Source organism: Streptomyces puniciscabiei (assembly GCF_006715785.1).
GTDB classification, from domain to species: Bacteria; Actinomycetota; Actinomycetes; order Streptomycetales; family Streptomycetaceae; genus Streptomyces; species Streptomyces puniciscabiei.
This window is the reverse complement of record NZ_VFNX01000001.1, coordinates 5,224,593-5,242,411: the sequence shown is the minus strand read 5'-3', so window position 1 is coordinate 5,242,411 and position 17,819 is coordinate 5,224,593. Positions and strand designations below refer to the sequence as shown.

The window sequence follows — 17,819 nt, the reverse complement described above, 5'->3', positions numbered from 1 at the left end:
GGATGGGGACGAGTAGCGGCGTACGCAGCCCAGAGCGACCCGGGGACGGTGTGAGCCCGGGGGCGAGCGCGACGTGAAGATCACCCCGGAGCCGCCGGAAGAAAGCCGCAGCCGTGAGGCAGGGCGAGTAGAACCGGCTTCGCGACCCCAATGAGGGGGCTCACCGGCGCGTAGGGCGCGACGGGGGGCCAAGGAGGGTGGTACCGCGGGAGCGCGCCGCACACGGCGTAGGCAGGATCGAAGGCTCTCGTCCCTCCGACGGAAGGCAGCAAGTCCGTTGGAGGATGCTCGCAGATGACAGCGCCGACGTACCGCCAGGTGCCCGCACAGGTCGACCTGCCCGCTCTTGAGCACGCCGTGCTCGACTTCTGGCGCGAGCAGAAGATCTTCGCCAAGAGCCTGGAGCAGTCCGAGGGCCGCCCGGAGTGGGTGTTCTACGAAGGCCCGCCCACCGCCAACGGCATGCCCGGCGCCCACCACATCGAGGCGCGCGTCTTCAAGGACGTCTTCCCGCGCTTCCGCACCATGCGCGGCTACCACGTGGCCCGCAAGGCCGGCTGGGACTGTCACGGCCTGCCCGTGGAGCTCGCCGTCGAGAAGGAGCTGGGCTTCTCCGGCAAGCAGGACATCGAGGCGTACGGCATCGCCGAGTTCAACGCCAAGTGCCGCGAGTCCGTGACCCGGCACACCGACGCCTTCGCCGAGCTGACGACCCGCATGGGCTACTGGGTCGACCTGGACGACGCCTACCGGACCATGGACCCCGAGTACGTGGAGTCGGTCTGGTGGTCGCTGAAGGAGATCTTCACCAAGGGCCTGCTGGTCCAGGACCACCGCGTCGCCCCCTGGTGCCCGCGCTGCGGCACCGGCCTGTCCGACCACGAGCTGGCGCAGGGCTACGAGACGGTCGTCGACCCCTCCGTGTACGTCCGTTTCCCGCTCACCTCCGGTCCGCTGGCCGGCGAGGCCGCGCTCCTGGTGTGGACGACGACCCCCTGGACCCTGGTGTCCAACACGGCGGTCGCCGCGCACCCGGAGGTCACCTACGTCGTCGCGACCGACGGCGAGGAGAAGCTCGTCGTCGCCGAGCCGCTGCTCGCCAAGGCGCTCGGCGAGGGCTGGGAGGCCACCGGCCAGACCTTCACCGGCGCCGAGATGGAGCGCTGGAACTACCAACGTCCGTTCGAGCTCGTCGAGTTCCCGGAGCCGGCGCACTACGTGGTCAACGCGGACTACGTGACGACCGAGGACGGTACGGGTCTGGTCCACCAGTCCCCCGCCTTCGGTGAGGACGACCTCAAGGTCTGCCGTGCCTACGGCCTGCCCGTCGTGAACCCGGTCCGCCCGGACGGCACCTTCGAGAAGGACGTCCCGCTGGTCGGCGGCGTCTTCTTCAAGAAGGCGGACGAAAAGCTCACCGAGGACCTCCAGCAGCGCGGCCTGCTCTTCAGGCACGTCGCGTACGAGCACAGCTACCCGCACTGCTGGCGCTGCCACACCGCGCTGCTCTACTACGCGCAGCCCTCCTGGTACATCCGCACGACGGCCATCAAGGACCGCCTGATCCAGGAGAACGAGAAGACCAACTGGTTCCCGGAGACGGTCAAGCACGGCCGGTACGGCGACTGGCTGAACAACAACATCGACTGGGCGCTGTCCCGCAACCGCTACTGGGGCACCCCGCTGCCGATCTGGCGCTGCGAGGACGACCACCTCACCTGCGTGGGCTCCCGCGCGGAACTGACCGAGCTGACCGGCACCGACCAGTCGGGCCTCGACCCGCACCGCCCGTACATCGACGAGGTCACCTTCGCCTGCCGTCACGACGGCTGCGGCAAGACCGCCACGCGCGTGCCCGAAGTGATCGACGCCTGGTACGACTCGGGTTCCATGCCGTTCGCGCAGTGGGGCTACCCGTACAAGAACAAGGAGCTGTTCGAGAGCCGGTACCCGGCTCAGTTCATCTCCGAGGCGATCGACCAGACCCGCGGCTGGTTCTACACCCTGATGGCCGTCGGCACGCTGGTCTTCGACAAGTCGTCGTACGAGAACGTCGTCTGCCTGGGCCACATCCTGGCCGAGGACGGCCGCAAGATGTCCAAGCACCTGGGCAACATCCTCCAGCCGATCCCGCTCATGGACCAGCACGGCGCGGACGCGGTCCGCTGGTTCATGGCGGCCGGCGGTTCCCCGTGGGCGGCCCGCCGGGTCGGCCACGGCACCATCCAGGAGGTCGTCCGCAAGACCCTGCTGACGTACTGGAACACGGTGGCCTTCCAGGCGCTGTACGCCCGTACGTCCCAGTGGGCGCCCGGCGCGGCGGACCCGGCGCCGGCCGAGCGCCCGGTGCTGGACCGCTGGCTGCTGTCCGAGCTGCACGCGCTGACCGACCAGGTGACACAGTCCCTGGAGGCGTACGACACCCAGCGCGCCGGCAAGCTGCTGTCCGCGTTCGTCGACGACCTGTCCAACTGGTACGTCCGCCGTTCGCGCCGCCGCTTCTGGCAGGGCGACAAGGCCGCGCTGCGCACGCTGCACGAGGTGCTGGAGACGGTCACCAAGCTGATGGCGCCGATCACCCCGTTCATCGCCGAGCGGGTGTGGCAGGACCTGGTCGTGCCGGTGACCCCGGGCGCGCCCGAGTCCGTGCACCTGGCCGCCTGGCCGGAGGCGGACCTCGCCGCGATCGACCCGGAGCTGTCCAAGCAGATGGTGCTGGTGCGCCGGCTGGTGGAGCTGGGCCGGGCCACGCGCGCGGAGTCCGGCGTCAAGACGCGTCAGCCGCTGTCCCGCGCGCTGATCGCGGCGACCGGCTTCGAGTCCCTGGACCCCGAGCTGCACGCCCAGATCACCGAGGAGCTGAACGTCTCCTCGCTGGCGTCGCTGTCCGAGGTGGGCGGCAGCCTGGTGGACACGACGGCCAAGGCCAACTTCCGTGCACTGGGCAAGCGGTTCGGCAAGCGGGTGCAGGACGTGGCCAAGGCGATCGCCGCCGCCGACGCGGCCGCGCTGTCCCTGTCGCTGCGTGCGGGCACGGCCTCCGTGGAGGTCGACGGTGAGACGGTCACCCTCGCCCCGGACGAGGTGATCATCACGGAAACCCCGCGCGAGGGCTGGTCGGTGGCCTCCGACTCCGGTGCCACGGTGGCGCTGGACCTGGAGATCACCGAGGAGCTCCGGCAGGCCGGCCTGGCCCGTGACGCGATCCGGCTGATCCAGGAGGCCCGCAAGAACAGCGGCCTGGATGTGGCCGACCGGATCGCTCTGCGCTGGGCGTCGACCGAGCCCGCGGTGGTCGCCGCGCTGGCCGAGCACAGCGAGCTGATCGCCGAGGAGGTCTTGTCGACCGACTTCCAGCAGGGTGAGGGCGACGACAGCTTCGGTGAGCCGTTCACCGACGAGGGACTGTCTCTCACGTTCCGGCTGCGGAAGGCGTAAGCGCCGAGCGGTTCGAGTAGGGCCCGGTCTCCCCTGAGGAGGCCGGGCCCTTCTTGCACGGGCGAGTGACGCAACCCGCGTAAAAAGGGCGGGCCCCCTGGACCGAAGTCCAAGGGGCCCGCCCTATGGAGCGCTGCCGACGCCGTTGTCGTACTAGTGCCCGGTGCTCAGTTGTCGTCCTCGTCGATCAGGAACCCGCGCATCGGCGAGGGTGCCTGGCCCATCGGGGACGGGCCCTGCGGGCGGACCGGGGCCATGGGCTGGGTCATGGCCGGGGTCATCTGCTGCTGGCCGCCGTACGACGGGGCGGACGGACCGGGGTTGCCGCCCATCGTCTGGTTGCCGCCGTAGGACGGGGCGCTCGCGCCGGCCGGAGCCATGGAGGGCGCCGGGGACGGCGGCAGCGACGCGGTGGCCGGGGTGCGCGGCGGGGCCAGGGAGTCGTCGGCCTGGGTCTCCAGCTGGCGCAGCTGGGACTCGAGGTACGACTTCAGGCGCGTGCGGTACTCGCGCTCGAAGCCGCGCAGGTCCTCGACCTTGCGCTCCAGCGTGGCGCGGGCGGACTCCAGGGAGCCCATCGCGACGCGGTGCTTCTCCTGCGCGTCCCGCTCCAGGGCGTCGGCCTTGGCACGGGCGTCACGCTCCAGACCCTCGGCGCGGCTGCGGGCCTCGCCGACGATCTTGTTGGCCTCGGAGCGGGCCTCGGCGATCGCCTGGTCGGCGGTCTGCTGGGCCAGCGAGAGGACTCGGGCGGCGCTGTCGCCACCGGGGCCCTGACCGGGGCCGCCCATCGGACCGCCCATGGGGCCGCCCATCGGGCCACCCATCTGCTGCATGGGCGGCTGGCCGCCCATCGGGCCCTGACCCATCGGACCCTGGCCCATCGGGCCGGGACCCTGCGGGCCGCCCTGACCGCCGGGACCGGCGGGCAGCTGCGGGGCACCGCTCGGCAGCTGGGGCGGGCCTCCCATGGGGCCGCCCATCTGCTGCTGCGGCGGGCCCGATATGCCGGCGGGCACCGGCGCGCCGGGACCTCGCATGCCCTGCTGCTGCGGGTGCTGCTGCTGGTCCTGCTCCGGCGGGCCCTTGCGCATGTTCTGCTGGTTCTGCGCGGCCGCACGGGTCGCCGCGGCCAGCTTGGCGCGCAGGTCCTCGTTCTCGCGGAGCAGACGGGTCAGTTCGGCTTCGACCTCGTCGAGGAAGGCATCGACCTCGTCCTCGTCATAGCCTTCTCGGAGGCGGACGGTCGTGAACTGCTTGTTCCGCACGTCCTCGGGGGTCAACGGCATCTCTTCACCTCAACGTAGTCATCGGCAGTCGGCAAGACCGTATCGTCCACCCTCATCACATGAAGCTCCCCGTGATGGAGAGGAGGATGTAGACGATGATCATCAGTACGAAGAAGGACAGGTCGAGCGCCACGCCCCCGAGACGCAGCGGCGGGATGAACCGCCGCAGAAGCTTCAGCGGTGGATCGGTGACAGTGTAGGTGGCCTCCAGTACGACCACCATCGCCTTGCCGGGTTGCCACGAGCGGGCGAACTGGAACACGTAATCCATGACCAGCCGGAAGATGAGCACGGCGAGGAACACCAACAGCGCGGTGTGGACCACCGTGACGAACACGCTCATGGCCTGCGCTTCCCTCTCCCCTGCTCCATGCTCTTGCGAGCTCTTCCGAACTTCGATCCGGTTGTGCGTCTCAGCTCTGGTTGAAGAACCCGCCCTCTGCGATGCGGGCCTTGTCCTCCGCCGTGACATCGACGTTAGCAGGAGACAACAGGAACACCTTCTGCGTCACCCGCTCGATGCTGCCGTGAAGACCAAACACCAAACCGGCCGCAAAGTCGACAAGTCGCTTCGCGTCTGTGTCATCCATCTCAGTCAGATTCATGATCACCGGGGTGCCCTCACGGAAGTGTTCCCCGATGGTACGGGCTTCGTTGTAGGTCCGGGGGTGAAGCGTGGTGATCCGGTAAGGCTCTCGCTCGGACACAACCTTGGGCATGATCACCGGTGCGTTCTTCTCGAGGGACTGACGTTCTTGTGTGATGGATGCCACGGGCGCGATGCGCGCCGGACGTCCGGATTCCGCGGCGAGGGCCGTCGAACGGACCACCGGCTCGCGCGGCGCGGGCGGTTGCACGATTCGCACCTCTTCGTCCCTTTGGGACTGATGTGCGCCGTGCGATTGGTGTGACGATTCGTGCCGTCGATGATCCCGCTCCGGTTCCGGGTCCAACTCGGGCTCGAAGTCGTCGTCGGGGTCGAATCCGCGGCCGTCGTACCCATCGTCCTCCACGAGGCCGAGGTAGACCGCCATCTTGCGCATCGCGCCGGCCATGCTCTGAGTCCTCCGCTCTGTGGTGGATCGGCTGACGACTGCCAAGTGCCCGCGATCCACGAGGTCGTTGCGCCCGCCTTCACGGGCACTGACCATATTTTCTGCTGTGGTCCGACTTCTTGGCGACGTTACCCGAGCCTGGGGCGGACTCCGAGTACCGCAGTGCCGACGCGCACATGTGTCGCCCCGGCGGCCACGGCCTGTTCGAGGTCCGCACTCATCCCTGCCGACACCATGGTTGCAGCCGGATGGGCTCGGCGCAGGTCGGTCGACAAATCCATGAGGCGTTCAAACGCCGCCTGTTCGCGTCCCGCGTACTCGCCGGTGAGCGGAGCGACGGTCATCAGGCCGTCGAGCCGCAGCCCCGGCGCCTCGCCGACGAGATCGGCCAACTCTTCGATTCCGCCCGGGGCCACGCCTCCGCGCTCGCCCCTGCCGCTCTCCCCGGCGTCGAGCGCGACCTGGATGAGACACCCCACCTCACGGCCCGCCCGCACGGCCTCGTTCGACAGAGCCGTGACGAGCCTGGGACGATCCACGGACTGCACGACATCCGCGTAACCGACCACGGAACGGACTTTGTTGGTCTGCAACTGGCCGACAAAGTGCCATTTGAGGGGCAGATCCGCACATGCCGCGGCCTTCGGTGCCGCGTCCTGGTCGCGGTTCTCGGCGACGTGGCGCACACCGAGTTCCGACAGGATCCGCACATCGCTCGCCGGGTAGGTCTTGGTGACCACGATGAGGGTCACCTCCTCCCGCTCGCGCCCGGCCGCCACACACGCGGCGGTGATGCGCTCTTCCACTTTCGCCAGGTTTGCGGCGAGTTCGGTCTTACGGTCCGTCATGCCCCATCAGTCCAGCCACACATAGCCCGCGAGCCGCCCGGTGGTGCGGTCACGGCGGTACGAGAAGTGGTCGCCCGACTCCAGCGTGCACTCCGGCGAATGCGCCCGGTCGCGCACCCCGAGCCGGTCGAGCTGCGCGTGCACCCCGGCGCTCACGTCGACCGCCGGCGTGCCCCAGCTCGTCTCGGCGTGCGCCACCGGCTCGACGGCCGCCACCTCGGCGCGCATCGCCTCCGGCACCTCGTAGCACCGCCCGCAGACGGCCGGTCCGGTGCGGGCGACGATCCGGCCCGGCTCGGCGCCGAGTTCGGCCATGGCCCGTACCGCGGCGGGGACGACCCCCTTGACCATGCCGGGCCGGCCCGCGTGCGCCGCCGCCACGACCCCGGCGACGGGATCGGCGAGCAGCACCGGCACACAGTCGGCGGTGAGGACGGCGAGGGCGAGTCCGCGGCGCGCGGTGACGATCGCGTCGACCTCCGGCACCGGGCGGTCTTCCCAGGGCTCGTCCACCACGGCCACGGCGGCGCCGTGCACCTGGTTCATCCAGACGACCCGGCCGGGGTCGAGGCCGAGCGACTTGGCGGCGATGTCCCGGTTGGCCCGTACCGCCTCGGGGTCGTCGCCGACCGCGCCGCCGAGGTTCAGCTCCTCATACGGAGCGGCGCTCACCCCGCCCCACCGGTCGGTGAAGGCGAAGTGCGCGCCGCTCACGCTCTCGCGCTCTCCTATCACTTCAGGAAGTCCGGCACGTCCAGCTCCTCGGCCGCGCTGTCCGCGTAGGAGGGGCGGGGCGCCGGCGTCACCGGCGGGGGCGCCGGGATGTCGGCCACCGGCTCGGGCGCCGGCTCCGGCTCCTCCTTGGGCTTGACGCTGCCCAGCGAGCCGAAGGACGGGCGGCTGGGCTCGCTCGAGCGGGCCGGAACGGGCTCCTCGCGCCGGGCGCCCGTCGAAGTCGAGGCCGAGCCGAGGACGTTGTCCCGGCGGGCCGGGGGCTGGCCGCCGTCGAAGCCGGCCGCGATCACGGTGACCCGGACCTCGTCGCCGAGGGCGTCGTCGATGACCGCGCCGAAGATGATGTTGGCCTCGGGGTGGGCTGCCTCGCTGACGAGCTGGGCCGCCTCGTTGATCTCGAACAGACCGAGGTCGGAGCCGCCGGAGATGGACAGCAGCACGCCCCGGGCGCCGTCGATGGAGGCCTCCAGCAGCGGCGAGGAGATCGCCATCTCGGCGGCGGCCACCGCGCGGTCGTCGCCGCGGGCCGAGCCGATGCCCATGAGGGCCGAACCGGCCTCGGACATGACCGACTTCACGTCGGCGAAGTCGAGGTTGATCAGACCGGGGGTGGTGATGAGGTCGGTGATGCCCTGGACACCGGAGAGCAGGACCTGGTCGGCGGACTTGAAGGCGTCCAGGACCGAGACCTGGCGGTCCGAGATGGACAGCAGCCGGTCGTTGGGGATGACGATGAGGGTGTCGACCTCTTCGCGCAGTTCGGCGATGCCGTCCTCGGCCTGGTTCGCGCGGCGCCGCCCCTCGAAGGTGAACGGACGCGTGACGACGCCGATGGTGAGGGCGCCCAGCGAGCGCGCGATGTTGGCCACGACGGGCGCGCCGCCGGTGCCGGTGCCGCCGCCTTCACCGGCCGTCACGAAGACCATGTCGGCCCCCTTGAGGACCTCCTCGATCTCCTCGCGGTGGTCCTCGGCGGCCTTGCGGCCGACGGCCGGGTTGGCTCCGGCGCCGAGTCCGCGGGTGAGTTCGCGGCCGACGTCGAGTTTGACGTCGGCGTCGCTCATCAACAGCGCCTGCGCGTCGGTGTTGATGGCGATGAACTCGACGCCCTTGAGACCGACCTCGATCATCCGGTTGATGGCATTGACACCACCGCCGCCGACACCGATGACCTTGATGACTGCGAGGTAGTTCTGCGGTGCTGCCACGTCGAAGGCCTCTCGCCTCGAATTACGTTGTCGCCGCCGGGCGGTGCCCCGCGCCGGGACGACGGATGCCGAATGGGACGGTCCGTAGCGCCGACCCGAACCCTAACCCTGAAGTTTAGGGTTACCAGTGTGTGTGTTCCCTGGAGTCTTCTGAACAGGACACTAAGTCGACAAGTGGCGCCCGTTCAACGAACACGCCGAACCTCCCGTTTTTCTTTTCACCCTATGTGATCAGCCGTAGCAGTGCCCAACCAGGGTGCTGGCCTGCGCTGATGTGCGTCAACTCCCCGATGACGCAGGGGCGGTGGGAACGCTGACATCGAAGTGCCGCGCACCGGGAGCTGCTTTCATGAGAGCTGCGAGGGTCCGTGCCTTGGCGCGGCCGTTCTCGCTGCTGCCCCATGCCACCGTGCGGCCGTCGGCCAACTCCAGCGAGATGTCGTCGTAGGAACGGACTTGGACGGTCCGGGTGTCCCCCGCCACGGCGGCCGGCAGAGCCCCCACGACCCGGACCGCCTCGCGCACCAGCCGGTCGGTGCCGAAGCGGCGGAAGCTCGCCGCGCCGGAGCCCGTGCGGGAGACGGACAATTCCAGTGTCGGAACGCCTTTCGGCGCCTGCGAAACCGTAGCGAATCGGACACCTTCGTGGTCGACTTCGACGAACTCGCCGCCCTTTTGGACAAGCAGAACCGGAGTGCGCTCGGTCACTTTCAGAACGATTCCCTGGGGCCAGGAACGGACCACATCAACGGTGTCAATTCGGGGCAATTTCCGGCGAAGTCGGGCTTCGATGCCATGGGTGTCGACGGAAATCATCGGCGCCCCGACCGGTACGTCCGCCGCGTCCCGCACCTCGGCGGGGCTCAGCACGAGCGTGCCCGACACCGAGACATGCCGGACGCGCAGCCAGCTCGAGCCGTACAACACCCAGGTGCCACCGGCTCCGAGGAGCAGCAGAAGAACCGCCAGGATGACGATCGTACGAAGGCGCGGCCTTCTGAGCCGGCGGGCGAGCGGCGGGCCGGACGACTCCTGCTGGCGTTCACCGCGCTCGGCGGTAGTCGGTCCGGCCACCCTCACTGCCCTTTCGTCATACGGTCCTAACGGCGCGAGGCGATCGCCTCGTACACCATGCCGACGAGCAGCTCGTCGGCGTCCCGGCGGCCGAACTCGCTTGCCGCGCGGGACATCTCGTACAGCCGGTGCGGATCGGCGAGCACGGGCAGGACGTTCTGCTGCACCCACTCGGGCGTGAGTTCCGCGTCGTCGACCAGCAGCCCGCCGCCGGCCTTCACCACCGGCTGGGCGTTGAGCCGCTGTTCGCCGTTGCCGATGGGCAGCGGGACATAGGCGGCCGGGAGCCCGACGGCGGAGAGTTCGGCGACGGTCATCGCGCCCGCGCGGCAGAGCATCATGTCGGCCGCGGCGTACGCGAGGTCCATCCGGTCCAGGTAACTTACCGGGATGTAGGGGGGCATTCCCGGCATCTGGTGCACCTGCGGCAGTTCGTTCTTCGGTCCGACCGCGTGCAGGATCTGGATGCCCGCCTGCTGGAGCCAGGGGGCGACCTGCTGGACGACCTCGTTGAGGCGCCGGGCGCCCTGGGAGCCGCCGGAGACGAGCAGTGTGGGCAGGTTCGGGTCGAGACCGAAGCGGTGGCGGGCCTCGGGGCGGGCCGCGGCGCGGTCCAGGGTGGCGATGGAGCGGCGCAGCGGGATGCCGATGTAGCGGGCGTCGCGCAGCTTGCTGTCGGGCGTGGAGACGGCGACCCGGGCCGCGTACCGCGAGCCGATCTTGTTGGCCAGGCCGGGGCGGGCGTTGGCCTCGTGGATCACGATGGGCACCCCGAGGCGCTTGGCGGCCAGATAGCCGGGCAGGGCGACATAGCCGCCGAAACCGACCACGACGTCCGCCTTGGTGCGCTCCAGGATCTGCTCGGCGGCCTTGATGGTGCCGCGCAGCCGGCCCGGGACGGTGATCAGCTCGGGGGTCGGCTTACGGGGCAGCGGCACCGCCGGGATCAGCGCCAGTTCGTAGCCGCGCTCCGGGACGAGCCGGGTCTCCAGGCCGCGCTCCGTGCCCAGGGCCGTGATCCCCACGGTCGGGTCCTGCCTGCGCAGGGCGTCCGCGAGGGCGAGCGCGGGCTCGATGTGGCCGGCGGTCCCCCCACCGGCGAGTACGACATGCACCGAAATTCACCGCTCTCCGGACGGACGCGCCACCGAGGCACGCCGTCGCATCGTGTTCCATCTCCGAGGCCCCCGCTCACCGCCGGAGCCTCCCGCCCGCTTTCTACCAAAGCGAGGTTGCCGCATCGCAAGCGCCGCCCGCGCAGCGGGCTCGTCGCGCGCGAAGGCGATCAGCAGCCCGATGGCGAACATGGTCGGCAGCAGGGCGGACCCCCCGTAGGAGAACAGCGGGAGGGGGACGCCGGCGATCGGCAGCAGCCCGAGCACCGCACCGATGTTGACCACCGCCTGGGCGGTGATCCAGGTGGTCACGCCTCCCGCGGCGTACCTCACGAAGGGGTCCTCCGTGCGTCCGGCCACGCGGATACCCGCATAGCCTAGAGCCGCGAACAGGGCGAGCACGGACAGCGTCCCGGCCAGGCCCAGTTCCTCACCGGTGACGGCGAAGATGAAGTCGGTGTGGGCTTCGGGCAGTTGGCCCCATTTTTCCACACTCGCACCGAGACCGGAACCGAAGAGTCCGCCGGAGGCGAGGGCGTAGATGCCGTGCACGGCCTGCCAGCAGTCGGCCACCCCCGCCCTGGGCTCGGTGGCGCCGATGCAGGCGAGCCGGGCCATCCGGTTGGGGCTGGTCTTGATGAGGACGCCGCCGATCAGGGTCGCGATCGTCAGCACCCCGGCGAACAGCCGGGTGGGCGCCCCCGCGAGCCACAGCAGGCCGAACAGGATGGCCGTGAGGATGATCGCGGTGCCCATGTCGCCGCCGAGCATGATCAGCCCGAGCAGCAGGAAGGCGACCGGCACCAGCGGCACCAGCATGTGCTTCCACTGGGTCAGCAGCCGCTTCTCCTGCTTGCGCGCGATCAGGTCCGCGCCCCACAGCACCAGGGCGAGCTTGCCGAACTCGCTGGGCTGGATCTGGAAGGAGCCGCCGAGGGAGATCCAGTTCTGGTTGCCGTTGACCGCCATCCCTATCCCGGGCACCTGCACCAGGGCCATCAGGAAGACGGCGCCGGCGAGGATCGGGTAGGCGAGCGCCCGGTGCAGTTTCACCGGCATGCGGGAGGCCGCGAACAGCAGCAGCCCGCCGATCACGGCGGCCAGCAGCTGCTTGCGGAAGAAGTACGAGCCGGGCAGCGACATCTGCAGCGCGGTGATCTGGGAGGCCGAGTAGACCATCACCAGACCCAGCACGATGATCAGCACGCTGCCGCCGAGGATCAGGTAGTAGGCGGTGAGCGGCCGGTCCCAGGCCTTGCGCGCGCGGGTGTAGGCCCGTTGGACGGGGCTCTCGCGCGGAAGGCGCTGCGCGGGGGGCCGCTTGACGGCCCCCTGAACCGGAGGACGACCTGTACGGCTACCGGACATCACCGGCTCCTCCCGACCTCAGCCACATCCGAGTCTCCCGTTCCTCCAAGGGTCCCGAAGCACCCTGGGTGGCCGAGACCCGCCGTCAGGCGCCCGCTTCGAGTTCGCGGACCGCCGCCGCGAACGCGTCACCGCGCTGGTTGTAGTTGGTGAACATGTCCATGGAGGCGCAGGCCGGGGCCAGCAGCACCGTGTCACCGGGCCGAGCCAGCCGCTTCGCCTCCGCCACCGCCTGGAGCATCGCCCCAGTGTCGGTCCGGTCGAGGTCCACCACGGGTACTTCCGGCGCGTGTCGCGCGAGGGCGTCGCGGATCAGCGCCCGGTCGGCGCCGATGAGGACGGCACCGCGAAGTCGCTTTGCCGACTTGGCGACCAGTTCGTCGAAGGTCGCGCCCTTCGCCAGACCGCCCGCAATCCATACAATCGACTCATATGACGCCAACGAGGCTTCGGTGGCATGGGTGTTGGTCGCCTTGGAGTCGTCCACGTAGGCCACCCCGTCGAGATCGGCGACGTGCGCGATGCGGTGCGCGTCCGGGCGGAACGCCCTGAGGCCGTCGCGTACGGCCTTGGCGGGTACCCCGAAGGCACGCGCGAGGGCCGCCGCGGCAAGGGCGTTGGCGATGTTGTGCGGGGCCGGCGGGTTGACGTCGGAGACCTCGGCGAGCTCCTGGGCGTTCTTCTGCCGGTTCTCGACGAAGGCGCGGTCGACCAGGATGCCGTCCACCACGCCGAGTTGGGAGGGCGCGGGGGCGCCGAGGGTGAAGCCGATGGCCCGGCAGCCCTCCTCCACGTCCGCCTCGCGGACCAGGTCCTCGGTCGCCTTGTCCTCGACGTTGTAGACGCAGGCGACCCGATTGCCTTCGTAGATGCGGCCCTTGTCGCGCGCGTAGGCCTCCATGGAACCGTGCCAGTCCAGGTGGTCGGGCGCGAGGTTGAGGACCGCGGCCGAATGCGCCCGCAGCGAGGGCGCCCAGTGCAACTGGTAGCTGGACAGCTCGACGGCGAGGACGTCGTAGGTCTCCTCGCCGAGAACCGCGTCCAGCAGGGAGACCCCGATGTTGCCGACGGCGGCGGTGCGCAGGCCCGCGGCCCCCAGGATGGACGCGAGCATCTGCACGGTCGTGGTCTTGCCGTTGGTGCCCGTGACGGCCAGCCAGGGCGCCGCATCGGGGCCGCGCAGGCGCCAGGCCAGCTCGACGTCGCCCCAGACCGGCACACCCGCCTTCCCGGCCGCCTGGAACAGCGGCTTGTCCGGCTTCCAGCCGGGCGCGGTCACGATCAGCTCGGTGCCCTCCGGCAGGGTCGCCCCGTCGCCGAGGCGCACGGTGATGCCGAGCGCCTGAAGTTCCGCGGCCTGCTCACGCGCGCGTGCGTCGTCGCCGTCGTTGACGACCGTGACGACCGCCCCGCGCGCGTGCAGCACCTTGGCCGCCGGGACGCCGGAGACGCCGAGCCCGGCGACGGTGACGTGCTTGCCCTGGAAGTCGTAGAGCTCCGAGGTGGAGGTCACTTGTCCGCTGCCCATCCTGCATAGAAGAGGCCCAGTCCGACAATCACACAGATGCCCTGGATGATCCAGAATCGGACCACCACCAGGACCTCGGACCAGCCCTTGAGTTCGAAGTGGTGCTGGAGTGGCGCCATCCGGAAGACGCGCTTGCCGGTGAGCCGGAAGGAGCCGACCTGGATGACGACCGACATGGTGATGAGCACGAACAGGCCGCCCATGATGGCCAGCAGCAGCTCGGTGCGGGAGAGGATGGCCAGACCGGTGAGGACACCGCCGAGCGCGAGCGAACCGGTGTCACCCATGAAGATCTTCGCCGGCGAGGTGTTCCACCACAGGAAGCCCAGGCAGGCACCCATCAGCGCGGAGGCGATCACCGCGAGGTCGAGCGGGTCGCGCACCTCGTAGCAGGCGGCCGGATTCGTCAGGGTCTGCGCGTTGGCGCAGGACTCCTGGAACTGCCAGACCCCGATGAACGTGTAGGCGCCGAAGACCAGCACGGAGGCGCCGGTGGCCAGGCCGTCCAGACCGTCGGTGAGGTTCACGCCGTTCGACATCGCGAGGATCATGAACAGCGCCCAGACGACGAACAGCACCGGGCCGATCGTCCAGCCGAAGTCGGTGATGAACGACAGCTTGGTGGAGGCCGGGGTGTTGCCGCGTGCGTCGGCGAACATCAGGGACAGCACCGCGAAGGCGATGCCGACGATCAGCTGGCCGGCCATCTTCGCCTTGGCCCGCAGGCCCAGCGAACGCCGCTTGACGATCTTGATGTAGTCGTCGAGGAAGCCGACCAGGCCCATGCCGAACATCAGGCCGAGAACCAGCAGCCCGGAGTAGGTGGGCGGGTAACCGGTGATGAGCTTGCTCAGGAAGTACGCCGCGATCGTCGCCAGGATGAAGGCGATACCGCCCATGGTCGGCGTACCGCGCTTGCTGGCGTGCTCGCGCGGACCGTCGTCGCGGATGTACTGGCCGTAGCCCTTGCGGGCGAGGAGCTTGATCAGCAGCGGGGTGCCGATCAGCGTCAGGAAGAGGCCAATGACTCCTGAGAACAGGATCTGCTTCATCATCGGGCGGCAACCTCGCCCTCGGCACCGGTCTCGACGAGCGCCTGGGCAACGCTCTCGAGCCCCACCGAACGGGACGCCTTCACGAGCACGACGTCCCCCGGGCGCAACTCGCTGCGCAACAGGTCGATCGCCGCCTGTGCGTCGGACACGTGCACCGACTCCTCACCCCACGAACCCTCGTTATATGCGCCCAGTTGCAGCCAGGAGGCCTCAATCCCCCCGACGGCGACGAGCTTGCTGACGTTGAGCCGGACGGCGAGCCGTCCGACGGCGTCGTGCTCGGCGAGCGCCTCGTCCCCCAGCTCGGCCATCTTGCCGAGCACCGCCCACGTGCGGCGCCCCTTGCCCATGGCCGCGAGCGCCCGCAGGGCGGCCCGCATGGACTCGGGGTTGGCGTTGTAGGCGTCGTTGACGATGGTCACGCCGTCCGGGCGCTCGGTGACCTCCATCCGCCAGCGGGAGAGGGTGCCCGCCTCGGAGAGCGCGGTGGCGATCTCTTCCGCGGACATGCCCAGCTCATGGGCGACGGCGGCCGCGGCGAGCGCGTTCGACACGTGGTGCTCACCGTACAGGCGCATGGTCACATCGGATGCACCGGAGGGTGTGAGAAGCCTGAAGGAGGGCTGTCCGCTGTCCGTGAGTCGCACGTTCTCGGCGCGTACGTCCGCTTCGGCCGACTCTCCGAAAAGGACCACCTTCGCCTTGGTACGGGGGGCCATGGCGCGGACCAGCGGGTCGTCGGCGTTGAGGATCGCGGCGCCGCCGTCCTCCGCCGACGGAAGGCCTTCGATGATCTCGCCCTTGGCCTGCGCGATCTGCTCGCGCCCGCCGAACTCGCCGATGTGGGCGGTGCCGACGTTGAGGACGACACCGACCTTCGGCGGCGTGAGGCCGGTGAGGTAGCGGATGTGCCCGATGCCGCGGGCCCCCATCTCCAGCACGAGGAACTGCGTCTCCTCGGTGGCGGTGAGGGCGGTGAGCGGCAGCCCGATCTCGTTGTTGAGCGACTGGGGCGTGAACACCGTCGGCGCCTTGCGCTGGAGCACCTGGGCGATCAGGTCCTTGGTGCTGGTCTTGCCCGCCGAGCCGGTCAGGGCGACGAGGGTCGCGCCGAGCCGGCGTACGACGTGCCGGGCGAGCGCGCCGAGGGCGGTCTGGACGTCGTCGACGACGATCGCGGGCACGCCGACCGGACGGGACGCCAGTACGGCGACCGCGCCCGCCCCGATCACCTGCGGTGCGTAGTCATGGCCGTCCACCCGTTCACCGACGAACGCGGCGAACAGGCTGCCGGGCACCACCTCGCGGGAGTCCCGGACGACCGGTCCGGTGACGGCCACGGACGGATCCGGTATGTCGTGCGTCTGCCCGCCGACGACTGCTGCGATCTCGGCGAGGGAGAGGGCGATCACAAGTTCATCCCCTGGGTCTTCTGGATTTTCATCCCTGGGTTTTCTGGATGGCTTCGCGGAGCACCTGACGGTCGTCGAAGGGACGGACCACGCCGGCGATGTCCTGGCCCTGCTCGTGGCCCTTGCCCGCGACCAGCACGGTGTCGCCGGCCCGGGCGCGCCCCACGGCGGCGGCGATCGCGGCGGCCCGGTCCTCGAACAGGAGGACCTCGCCGCGCTCGTGCGCGGGCACGGAGGCGGCGCCCTGGAGCATGGTCGCGAGGATCGCCAGGGGGTCCTCGGAGCGCGGGTTGTCCGAGGTCAGTACGGCCGTGTCGGCGAGCCGGGCCGCGGCGGCGCCCATCGGGGCCCGCTTGGTCCGGTCGCGGTCGCCGCCGCAGCCGAGCACCACGTGCAGACGGCCCTTGGTGACCTTGCGCAGCGCCTTGAGCACGGATTCGACGGCGTCGGTCTTGTGGGCGTAGTCGACGACCGCGAGGTAGGGCTGCCCGGCGTCCACGCGCTCCAGGCGGCCGGGGACGCCCGGCACGGCGGCGATGCCGTCGGCGGCGGTCTGCGGGTCGAGACCGGCGGCGGCGAGGGCGACGACGGCGGCGAGGGTGTTCGCCACGTTGAAGGGGCCGGCGATCGGCGACCTGGCGTGGATGCGCGCGCCGTCCGGGCCGACGACGGTGAAAGTCGAGTCCATGGGGCCGACCTGGACGTCCTCGGCGCGCCAGTCGGCGTCGGGGTGACCCTCGGCGGAGAAGGTGACGACGGGGACCGTGGCTTCCTCCGCCAGTCGGCGGCCGTACGCGTCGTCCACGTTGATCACGCCGAGTCTGCTGCGTTCCGGCGTGAACAGCTGCGCCTTGGCCCGGAAGTAGTCCTCCATGCCGGAGTGGAACTCCATGTGCTCCGGGCTGAGGTTGGTGAACACGGCGATGTCGAAGACGCAGCCGTCGACCCGGCCGAGGACCAGGGCGTGACTGGAGACCTCCATGGCGACCGCCTCGACGCCGCGCTCGCGCATGACGGCGAACAGGGCCTGCAGGTCGGTGGCTTCCGGGGTGGTGCGCTCGGACTTGATGCGCTCGTCGCCGATGCGCATCTCGACCGTGCCGACGAGTCCGGTGGACTTCGCGGTCCTGAGGCCGCCCTCGACCAGGTAGGCGGTGGTGGTCTTGCCGGAGGTGCCGGTGATGCCGATCTGGAGCAGGTCGCGGCCGGGGCGGCCGTAGATCGTCGCCGCCAGCTCGCCCATCCGCCCGCGCGGGTCGTCGACGACCAGGACCGGCAGTCCGGTCGCGGCGGCGCGCCCGGCACCGGTCGGGTCGGTGAGCACGGCGACCGCGCCGAGGCCGGCGGCCTGGGTGGCGAAGTCGGCGCCGTGCAGACGGGCGCCCGGGAGGGCGGCGTACAGGTCGCCGGGGCGGACGGCGCGCGAGTCATGGGTGATGCCCGTGACCTCGGCGGCGGCGTCCGGAGCGGCGGCACCCAGCTGATCGGCCAGTTCCGCCAGGGGTGTGGCGGAGACCTGAACCGGTCGCGGCGGTCCCGGGTATGTCACGGAAGCGCCCTTCTGGGTGGTTTGGGACTGATCAGCGTGTGGCACGGCGGTGAGCGTACCGGGCGTACCCGCTCCGGAGCGAAGTGAGGGGTTCTCGGCCCCTTGGTTCCCGGCGTCGGGGGTGATCGTCGTCACGAGTCGGTTC

The 17,819-nt window shown here is 70.2% G+C and carries 14 protein-coding genes; 1 reads left to right on the top strand and 13 read right to left on the bottom strand.

The window, feature by feature from the left end; all coding sequences use genetic code 11:
* Window positions 1-294 precede the first annotated feature (294 nt).
* Entirely contained in the window at window positions 295-3,438 is a 3,144-nt protein-coding gene (ileS, locus tag FB563_RS24255) for an isoleucine--tRNA ligase (protein ID WP_055707295.1), read from the top strand.
* A gap of 167 nt (window positions 3,439-3,605) precedes the next feature.
* Here the strand turns inward: ileS and FB563_RS24250 are convergent, their stop codons facing one another.
* From FB563_RS24250 to FB563_RS24190, 13 genes are all read right to left on the bottom strand, one after another.
* A complete protein-coding gene (locus FB563_RS24250) occupies window positions 3,606-4,727 on the bottom strand; it encodes a DivIVA domain-containing protein (RefSeq protein WP_055707296.1) in 1,122 nt (373 codons plus the stop codon).
* Window positions 4,728-4,782: 55 nt separating this feature from the next.
* The gene (locus FB563_RS24245; protein ID WP_055707297.1) at window positions 4,783-5,070 is read right to left on the bottom strand and encodes a YggT family protein; all 288 of its coding nucleotides are present in this window, start codon (window positions 5,068-5,070) and stop codon (window positions 4,783-4,785) included.
* Between the two features lie 70 nt (window positions 5,071-5,140).
* Entirely contained in the window at window positions 5,141-5,782 is a 642-nt protein-coding gene (locus FB563_RS24240; protein ID WP_055707298.1) for a cell division protein SepF, read from the bottom strand.
* A gap of 128 nt (window positions 5,783-5,910) precedes the next feature.
* Window positions 5,911-6,630: a YggS family pyridoxal phosphate-dependent enzyme gene (locus tag FB563_RS24235; RefSeq protein WP_055707299.1), complete on the bottom strand. Its 720-nt coding sequence runs from the start codon at window positions 6,628-6,630 to the stop codon at window positions 5,911-5,913.
* 6 nt (window positions 6,631-6,636) lie between these two features.
* Window positions 6,637-7,365 (bottom strand): peptidoglycan editing factor PgeF, encoded by a 729-nt coding sequence (gene pgeF, locus FB563_RS24230; RefSeq protein ID WP_055707300.1) that lies wholly within the window; start codon window positions 7,363-7,365, stop codon window positions 6,637-6,639.
* Window positions 7,362-8,573 (bottom strand): cell division protein FtsZ, encoded by a 1,212-nt coding sequence (gene ftsZ, locus FB563_RS24225; protein ID WP_055707301.1) that lies wholly within the window; start codon window positions 8,571-8,573, stop codon window positions 7,362-7,364. The genes pgeF and ftsZ overlap by 4 nt, the downstream gene beginning before the upstream one ends.
* A 279-nt stretch (window positions 8,574-8,852) precedes the next feature.
* Window positions 8,853-9,647: a cell division protein FtsQ/DivIB gene (locus FB563_RS24220; RefSeq protein WP_055707311.1), complete on the bottom strand. Its 795-nt coding sequence runs from the start codon at window positions 9,645-9,647 to the stop codon at window positions 8,853-8,855.
* A 26-nt stretch (window positions 9,648-9,673) separates the two neighbouring features.
* Window positions 9,674-10,762, bottom strand: coding sequence for an undecaprenyldiphospho-muramoylpentapeptide beta-N-acetylglucosaminyltransferase (gene murG, locus FB563_RS24215; RefSeq protein ID WP_055707302.1), 1,089 nt, complete (start codon window positions 10,760-10,762; stop codon window positions 9,674-9,676).
* 6 nt (window positions 10,763-10,768) lie between these two features.
* Window positions 10,769-12,130 (bottom strand): putative lipid II flippase FtsW, encoded by a 1,362-nt coding sequence (ftsW, locus tag FB563_RS24210; protein WP_055707303.1) that lies wholly within the window; start codon window positions 12,128-12,130, stop codon window positions 10,769-10,771.
* A gap of 85 nt (window positions 12,131-12,215) precedes the next feature.
* Window positions 12,216-13,658 (bottom strand): UDP-N-acetylmuramoyl-L-alanine--D-glutamate ligase, encoded by a 1,443-nt coding sequence (gene murD, locus FB563_RS24205; RefSeq protein WP_199832873.1) that lies wholly within the window; start codon window positions 13,656-13,658, stop codon window positions 12,216-12,218.
* Window positions 13,640-14,713, bottom strand: coding sequence for a phospho-N-acetylmuramoyl-pentapeptide-transferase (gene mraY, locus FB563_RS24200; protein WP_063797101.1), 1,074 nt, complete (start codon window positions 14,711-14,713; stop codon window positions 13,640-13,642). The genes murD and mraY overlap by 19 nt, the downstream gene beginning before the upstream one ends.
* Entirely contained in the window at window positions 14,710-16,125 is a 1,416-nt protein-coding gene (locus FB563_RS24195) for a UDP-N-acetylmuramoyl-tripeptide--D-alanyl-D-alanine ligase (protein ID WP_055707306.1), read from the bottom strand. The genes mraY and FB563_RS24195 overlap by 4 nt, the downstream gene beginning before the upstream one ends.
* Before the next feature lie 28 nt (window positions 16,126-16,153).
* Window positions 16,154-17,809 (bottom strand): UDP-N-acetylmuramoyl-L-alanyl-D-glutamate--2,6-diaminopimelate ligase, encoded by a 1,656-nt coding sequence (locus tag FB563_RS24190; protein WP_199832874.1) that lies wholly within the window; start codon window positions 17,807-17,809, stop codon window positions 16,154-16,156.
* Between the last annotated feature and the right edge of the window lie 10 nt (window positions 17,810-17,819).

Excerpts from the sequence above, each read along its gene's own strand:
- ileS (WP_055707295.1), top strand. The coding sequence starts at position 295 with ATGACAGCGCCGACGTACCGCCAGGTGCCCGCACAGGTCGACCTGCCC.
- FB563_RS24250 (WP_055707296.1), bottom strand. The coding sequence starts at position 4,727 with ATGCCGTTGACCCCCGAGGACGTGCGGAACAAGCAGTTCACGACCGTC.
- FB563_RS24245 (WP_055707297.1), bottom strand. The coding sequence starts at position 5,070 with ATGAGCGTGTTCGTCACGGTGGTCCACACCGCGCTGTTGGTGTTCCTC.
- FB563_RS24240 (WP_055707298.1), bottom strand. The coding sequence starts at position 5,782 with ATGGCCGGCGCGATGCGCAAGATGGCGGTCTACCTCGGCCTCGTGGAG.
- FB563_RS24235 (WP_055707299.1), bottom strand. The coding sequence starts at position 6,630 with ATGACGGACCGTAAGACCGAACTCGCCGCAAACCTGGCGAAAGTGGAA.
- ftsW (WP_055707303.1), bottom strand. The coding sequence starts at position 12,130 with ATGTCCGGTAGCCGTACAGGTCGTCCTCCGGTTCAGGGGGCCGTCAAG.
- murD (WP_199832873.1), bottom strand. The coding sequence starts at position 13,658 with ATGGGCAGCGGACAAGTGACCTCCACCTCGGAGCTCTACGACTTCCAG.
- mraY (WP_063797101.1), bottom strand. The coding sequence starts at position 14,713 with ATGATGAAGCAGATCCTGTTCTCAGGAGTCATTGGCCTCTTCCTGACG.